Below are 6,937 nucleotides of genomic sequence, written 5' to 3'. Positions count from 1 at the left end.
CCGCACCGGTGCCGCCGATCGCGGTCGACGACGGGCGGCGGCAGATCCGCTTCTACGGCCAGCTGCTCGAGCTGTCACGCTACGAGTACGGCCTGCTGAAGACGCTGGTCTCGCGCCCGGGCCACGTGTTCTCGCGCGACACGCTGCTCGAGCGCGTGTGGGACGATGCCACCGAAAGCCTCGACCGCACGGTCGATGCGCACGTGAAGACGCTGCGCGCGAAGATGAAGCTGGTCGCGCCGGGGCTGGAGCCGATCAAGACGCACCGCGGCACCGGCTACGCCTTGGCAGAAGACCTGCCGGCCACCAAGCCGGAGAGCTGACATCTCGAAACGGACGCGGATCTTCGTCGGCATCCTGCTCGCCTACGCGTTCGGCGTCGGCGTGCTGATGTACCGGCTGCTCGGCGACATCGACCCGCGCTACCGCGAGTCGGCCGAGGAGTCGCTGGTCGAGACGGCGCACCTGATCGCCGCGACGCTGGAGGCCTCGTCGGCCGACGGCACGCTGCGCGCCCAGACGCTCGCGCCGGTGTTCGAGTCGCTGTATGCGCGCCGCTTCAAGGCCGACATCTTCGGCTTCGAGAAGACGCGCGTCGAGCTGCGCCTGATCGTCACCGACCGCGCCGGCAAGGTGGTCTACGACTCGACGCAGCGCCACCTCGGCGAGGACTACGCGCAGTGGCACGACGTGTGGCGCGCGCTGCAGGGCGAGTACGGTGCGCGCACCACGCCCGACATCGACAACGACAACCGCACCGCGGTGATGTACGTCGCCGCGCCGGTGCGCGCTCGCAACGAGATCATCGGCGCGGTCAGCGTCGGCAAGCCGGTGCAGAGCTTCGGGCAGTTCGTCGATGCGGCGCGGCGCAAGACGCTGCTGGTCGGCGTGACCTCGGTGGTCGCGGTGCTGCTGCTGGTGGTGATCGTCTCGGTGTGGCTGGTGCGGCCGTTCGGGCTGATCGCCGACTACGTGCGCTATGTGCGCGCGCAGCGCAGCTTCAGCCTGCCGCGGCTCGGCCGGCGTGCACTCGGCGCGATCGGCGCCGCCTACGACGAGATGCGCGATGCGCTGGCCGGCCGCAACTACGTGGCCGATTACGTGCAGACGCTGACGCACGAGGTGAAGAGCCCGCTGTCGGCGATCCGCGGCGCGGCCGAGCTGCTGCAGGAGCCGATGCCCGATGCCGACCGCGCGCGCTTCATCGCCAACATCGCACGCGAGACGCACCGCATCCAGGAGCTGGTCGACCGGATGATGGAGCTGACCGCGCTGGAGTCGCGGCGCAGCCTGGAGCGGCGCGCGCCGGTCGCGCTGCGCCCGCTGGTGAACGAGGCGGCCGCGAGCGCGCAGGCCGCCGCCGCCACGCGCAAGCTGAGCATCGTGGTCGAGGACGGGCCCGAGGCGAGCGTCGACGGCGATGCCTTCCTGCTGCAGCGCGCGCTGTCGAACCTGCTCGACAACGCGCTCGATTTCTCGCCCGAGGGCGGCACGGTGCGGCTGTCGCTGCAGATCAACCGCCGCACCGTCGACCTGCGCGTGCAGGACAGCGGCCCCGGCATTCCCGACTACGCCGAATCGAAGGTGTTCGAGAAGTTCTATTCGCTGGCGCGGCCGCATTCGCGCAAGAAGAGCACCGGGCTCGGGCTCTCGTTCGTCAGCGAGATCGCCGAGCTGCACGAAGGGCGCATCACGCTGAAGAACGCCGCGGCCGGCGGCGCCATCGCGACGCTGTCGCTGCCGCTCGGCGCCTGACGGTCCGCGGCTACGTGCCGGCCGTCATTTGCCGGCGCCCGCCTCCGGCATCGCCGACGAATGGTGGTGCGCGATCAGCCAGCGGCCGTTCTGCCACTCGTAGACGTAGGTGTAGCGGGCATGCACCTTCATGCCGCCCTTCAGCGTGAAGGTGTAGGTGCCGACGTCCTGCGCGACATTGCAGCCGATCTTGATGATGCGGCGATCGATCTGGCCCTGCGGCGTGCTCTTCAGGAACTTGACGAAGTAGTCGCGGATCTCGGCCGGGTTGGTGCGCGGCGTGTCCGACACGGTGGGGAGCAGCACGCCGTCGCTCGCGTAGTTCGCGACGACCTGGTCCGGATCGAGCGTGCGCAGCGAATCGTTCCAGCGGTCGAACAGGGCCGCGATCTGCTTGTCGTCGGTGGGTTGGCAGGCCTGGGTGGACGGCGCCTGCGCCAGGGCAGCGGTCGACAGGCTGAAGCCGATCGCGGGAAGGAGAGCTGCTCGCAGCAGGTTCATGAAAGGTCCTCGTCTGGGTTGGATGACACCGCATCGCGGCGCTGCACCGCGTCGCGATGCATGGTTGCCATTGTTCGAGCGGCCCATGAACGGGACCCGTGCGCCGCGATGAACGGCCGCTGACGCCCACATGAACGCCGGATGAACGGCGGCGCGCCGTCAGCCGGGCTGCGCGTCGAGCCGGTAGCCGAGCCCGCGCACCGTCTTGATCAGCGCCAGCGCATGGCCTTCGTCCACCTTGGCGCGCAGGCGGCGCACGTAGACGTCGACCACGTTGGTCAGCGGATCCTCGTTCGTGCCCCAGACGTTGGAGAGGATGCGTTCGCGGCTGTACACGCGCCCCGGCGCACTCATCAGCAGCTCGAGGAACGCGAGCTCGCGGGCCGTCAGCGCGAGCTGCTTGCCGGCCCGGCTCGCCTGCATGCTTTCGCGGTCCAGCACCAGGTCGGCCACCTGCAGGCTGCTGGCGCGCGGGCGCTGCTCGCGGCCGCGCCGCAGCAGCGCCTCGATGCGCGCCAGCAGCTCCTCGAACGCGAAGGGCTTGGTGAGGTAGTCGTCGGCGCCCAGGCGCAGGCCGTTCACCTTGTCCTCGAGGTTGCTCAGCGCGGTGAGCATCAGCATCGGCACGTGGCAGCCCTCGGCGCGCAGCGTCTGGCACAGCTCCAGCCCGCTCAGGCCGGGCAGCATCAGGTCCAGGATCAGCAGCGAGGGCGCGCTGCTGCGCGTCAGCGCCAGCCCCTGCGGCCCGGTGYGGGCGAGCTGCACGCCATAGCCCTCGGCCCGCAGGCCGCGCACCAGGAAATCGGCGACCCGCACGTCGTCCTCGACCACCAGCAGGTTCATGCCGCCTGCTCCCGCCGGCAGGGCAGCTCGATGCGCACGGTGGTGCCTTCGTCGAGGCGGCTGTCGAGGTGGATCTCGCCGCGATGCGCGCGCACGATGGCCTGCGCGATCGACAGGCCGATGCCGGTGCCGTCCGGCCGGTGTGCCCGCGCCCGGCGGCCGCGCACGAAGCGCTCGAACACGAGCGGCAGCTCCTCCGCATCGATGCCGATGCCGTCGTCCTGCACGAGGATCTCCATCCGGTCGTCGCGCACCTGCCAACCCAGGCGCACCGTGCCGCCGCGCCGCGAGTAGCGGACCGCGTTGTCGAGCGCGATCACCACCGCCTGCCGCAGGCGGTCGGCGTCGGCGTGCACGCTGGCGGGGCTGGATGCATCCCGCGGCGGCGCGTCGAGATGTACGCTCACCTCGTGCTGCGCGCCGAGCGCCTCGGCCTGCTCGGCCGCGTCGCCGAGCAGCGCCGGCACGTCGACCGCATCGAAGCGCATCGCGAGCTGGTCGGCCTCGGCCCGCGCGATCAGCAGCAGGTCGTCGATGACGCCGGCCAGCTGCTTCACGCCGCCGACGATGCGCGACAGGCTCTGCCTGTACTCGGCCACCGGCTTGTCGGCGCCGCGCAGCGCGATCTCGGCCTCGCCGCGGATCGCGGTGGCCGGCGTGCGCAACTCGTGGCCCAGGTCGGCGAACAGCTGGCGGCGGCGGGCATCGATGTGCTGCAACGCCTCGTGCGCCGTGCTCAGTTCAAGCGTGCGCGCCTGCACCGCATCTTCCAGCCGGTGGCGTGCCGCATCGGCCTCGCTGCGGTGTTGCTGCAGCTCGGCCGCCATCGCGTTGAAATGCCCGGCCAGGCGGTCGAACTCGTCGCCCGACCCGATCGCGACGCGGTGCCCCAGGTCGCCGGCCTGCAGGGCCTGGATGCCGCCCAGCAGGCGGTCGAGCGGGCGCTGCAGCCGCCGGCCCAGGTGCAGCGCCAGCAGCACCGCCACTACCAGCGTGACCAGCACCATCGCGCCGCCTTGCAGCCGCAGCATGTCCAGCCCGTGCACGGTGGCCGCACGCGCGGCCGGCACCACGATGCGCTGGCGTTCGATCGCGCCGTTGACGAGCTCGCGCAGGTCGCGGCCGCGGGCCGTGTCGAACACCTGGTTGAGCTCACGCCAGACCGTGCTGAACTCGGCGCCGCGCTCGAGCGGCGCCAATTGCAGCAGGCGCGAGCGCACGGCCACGATGTTGTCGTCGAGCAGCTCGGTGACGGCCACCAGCTGCGGCACCTCGGGCGGGACCGGCACGCCGTCGTCTGCCGCGAGTTCGCTCCGGGCGCCGAGGTCGCGCGCCGCCAGCTGTTTCAGGTTGGCCGCGCGGGTCTGCATCCGCGCCAGCAGCCGGTCGCGCAGCTCGAGCGAGGCGTCGGCGCCCATCAGCTGCTGCGAGGCCCACACGCGCAGCCGCTGCTTGTCGGCCGACAGCTCCAGCAACTCGGACAGGATGTCGCTCGCGAGCCGGCTGTGCTGCGCATACGCGTACACGCGGATCGCGCCCCAGCGCACGGCCACCGCCTGGATGCAGACCAGGGCGACCAGGGCGGCCAATGCGAGCGAGAGGCGGAGTCGGAACATGCGCCACTGTATCGCCCGTGCCGTCATCATGGTTCGGTCATGCGGCCGTCATCCATGACCCGGCGCCGGTCGGCTTCACACGCCCTTCACACGACGCTGCGGCGGCTTCGAAACCGCTTCGCATGCTGCGTCGATTCTTGCGGCCACGCGCCCTCCCTGCGGCGCGCCCAGGAGAATCGACATGACCCCGCTGCGCCGCGTCCCGTTCCACCCGCTTCGCCCGCTCACCCACGTCGGCCGCGTGCTGCTGTGCATCGCGCTGTCGCTGTTCGCCGCGATCCTCACGCTCGCCTGGTCGCCGGCGCGCGCCGACGACGCCGAGGCCCGCAAGGGCGAGAGCCCGTACTTCTTCGTCGACAACGGCGACCCCGGCACCGACCGGCTGCCGTTGAAATCGACCGCGGTCGACGTGCGCATCAGCGGCGTGATCGCCGACGTGACCGTCACGCAGCACTACCGCAACGAGGGCCAGCGCCCGATCGAGGCGCGCTACGTGTTCCCCGGCTCGACGCAGGCCGCCATCTACGCGATGAACGTGCGCCTGGGCAACCGGCTGCTGACCGCCCGCATCCGCGAGAAGCAGCAGGCGCGCATCGAGTACGACAACGCCAGGCGCGAGGGCAAGACCAGCGCGCTGCTCGAACAGCACCGGCCGAACGTGTTCGAGATGAACGTCGCCAACATCCTGCCGGGCGACGACGTGGCGGTGGAGCTGCGCTACACCGAGCTGCTGGTGCCGACCGACGCGCAATACGGCTTCGTGTTCCCGACCGTCGTCGGCCCGCGCTACAGCAACCCCGCCGGTGCGGCGGACCGGCAAGCCTGGGCCGCGACGCCCTACCTGCGCGCCGGCGTCGAATCGAACACCGCGTTCGACCTGAAGCTGCGGGTCGATGCACCGATCGCGGTGAAGGACGTGAGCTCGCCGTCGCACGAGATCCGCGTGCAGGGCGGCGACACGGCGCACGCGAGCGTGAGCCTCGCCGACACGAAGGCATCCAACAACCGCGACTTCATCCTGACCTACCGCCTGGCCGGCGACCGCATCGCCTCCGGCCTGATGCTGTACCGCGGCGACGAGCAGACCGGCGGCGAGAACTTCTTCCTCGCGATGGTCGAGCCGCCGAAGGCCGTGCCGCTGCAGCAGGTCAACCCGCGCGACTACATCTTCGTGGTCGACATCTCCGGCTCGATGCACGGCTACCCGCTCGACACCGCCAAGGTGCTGCTGCAGAACCTGATCGGCGGCCTGCGCCCGAGCGACACCTTCAACGTGATGCTGTTCTCCGGCAGCAGCCGCATGCTGTCGCCGGCCTCGGTGCCGGCCACGCGCGCCAACATCGAGCGTGCGCTGCAGGCGCTGGCGCAGACCGGCGGCGGCGGCAGCACCGAGATCGTGCCGGCGCTGCGCCGCATCGCCGAGCTGCCGAAGCCTGCCGACCTGTCGCGCAGCGTGATCGTCGTGACCGACGGCTACGTGACGGTCGAATCCGAGGTGTTCCAGCTGGTGCGCCGCCACCTGAACGACTTCAACGTGTTCGCGTTCGGCATCGGCAGCAGCGTCAACCGCAACCTGATCGAAGGGCTGGCGCGTGCCGGCCAGGGCGAGGCCTTCGTCGTCACGAAGCCGTCGCAGGCCGCCGCGCAGGCCGAGCGGCTGCGCCGCATCATCGACTCGCCGGTGCTGACGCAGCTGAAGGCGCGCTTCGACGGGCTGGACGTCTACGACGTGGAGCCGCCCGCGCTGCCCGACGTGCTGGGCGGCCGCCCGGTGCTGATCCAGGGCAAGTGGCGCTCGCGCCCGGGCGAGCCGGCGGCGGGCAGGCTGGTGCTCGACGGCCGCGCGGCCGATGGGCCGTGGCACGAGGAATTGATCGTGGCCGGCCACGAGGACCAGACCTCGTCCGCGCTGCGCCACCTGTGGGCCCGCGGACGCATCGCGGCGCTCAGCGACCAGGAGTCGCTGGTGGGAGGCAATTCCGAGAAGGAGGCCATCACCGCACTCGGCCTGAAGTACAGCCTGCTGACGCAGTACACCAGCTTCATCGCGATCGATCAGGTGGTGCGCAACCCGAATCCGGCCCTCGCGCCCACCGTCGACCAGCCGCTGCCCCTGCCGCAGGGCGTGGCCGAGACCGCGCTGGGCGCCGAGGTGCCGAGCACGCCCGAGCCGGCGGCCTGGGCCGCGTTGCTGGTGGTGTTCGGCGTGGCCGGTGTCGCGC

General features: G+C 71.2%; 6 protein-coding genes. 3 read left to right on the top strand and 3 right to left on the bottom strand.

The genetic code is table 11. The features are described 5' to 3' along the window. Both AC1D01_RS15460 and creC read left to right on the top strand, forming a co-directional pair. A partial coding sequence (locus tag AC1D01_RS15460) for a winged helix-turn-helix domain-containing protein (protein WP_477867689.1) occupies positions 1-323 on the top strand: 323 nt, incomplete at its 5' end. Position 324: 1 nt separating this feature from the next. Beyond that, a complete protein-coding gene (gene creC / locus AC1D01_RS15455) occupies positions 325-1,755 on the top strand; it encodes a two-component system sensor histidine kinase CreC (protein WP_477867691.1) in 1,431 nt (476 codons plus the stop codon). A 24-nt stretch (positions 1,756-1,779) separates the two neighbouring features. Here the strand turns inward: creC and AC1D01_RS15450 are convergent, their stop codons facing one another. The 3 genes from AC1D01_RS15450 to AC1D01_RS15440 all read right to left on the bottom strand — a co-directional run bounded on the left by AC1D01_RS15450 (position 1,780) and on the right by AC1D01_RS15440 (position 4,715). Beyond that, complete coding sequence (locus AC1D01_RS15450; RefSeq protein WP_477867687.1) at positions 1,780-2,256, bottom strand: SgcJ/EcaC family oxidoreductase; 477 nt, start codon at positions 2,254-2,256, stop codon at positions 1,780-1,782. Between the two features lie 159 nt (positions 2,257-2,415). After that, complete coding sequence (locus AC1D01_RS15445; protein WP_477867685.1) at positions 2,416-3,099, bottom strand: response regulator transcription factor; 684 nt, start codon at positions 3,097-3,099, stop codon at positions 2,416-2,418. Further along, positions 3,096-4,715, bottom strand: a complete 1,620-nt coding sequence (locus tag AC1D01_RS15440) for a sensor histidine kinase (RefSeq protein WP_477867683.1) — start codon at positions 4,713-4,715, stop codon at positions 3,096-3,098. Before AC1D01_RS15440 ends, AC1D01_RS15445 begins: the two co-directional genes overlap by 4 nt. 181 nt (positions 4,716-4,896) lie before the next feature. Here AC1D01_RS15440 and AC1D01_RS15435 point away from each other — a divergent pair. Beyond that, on the top strand, positions 4,897-6,937 hold a 2,041-nt coding region (locus tag AC1D01_RS15435; RefSeq protein WP_477867681.1), incomplete at its 3' end, for a VIT and vWA domain-containing protein.

The sequence above is a fragment of the Rhizobacter sp. P3_B12 genome, assembly GCF_056402895.1.
This window is presented reverse-complemented; position numbering and strand designations above follow the sequence as displayed.

Excerpts from the sequence above, each read along its gene's own strand:
- AC1D01_RS15440 (WP_477867683.1), bottom strand. The coding sequence starts at position 4,715 with ATGTTCCGACTCCGCCTCTCGCTCGCATTGGCCGCCCTGGTCGCCCTG.
- AC1D01_RS15450 (WP_477867687.1), bottom strand. The coding sequence starts at position 2,256 with ATGAACCTGCTGCGAGCAGCTCTCCTTCCCGCGATCGGCTTCAGCCTG.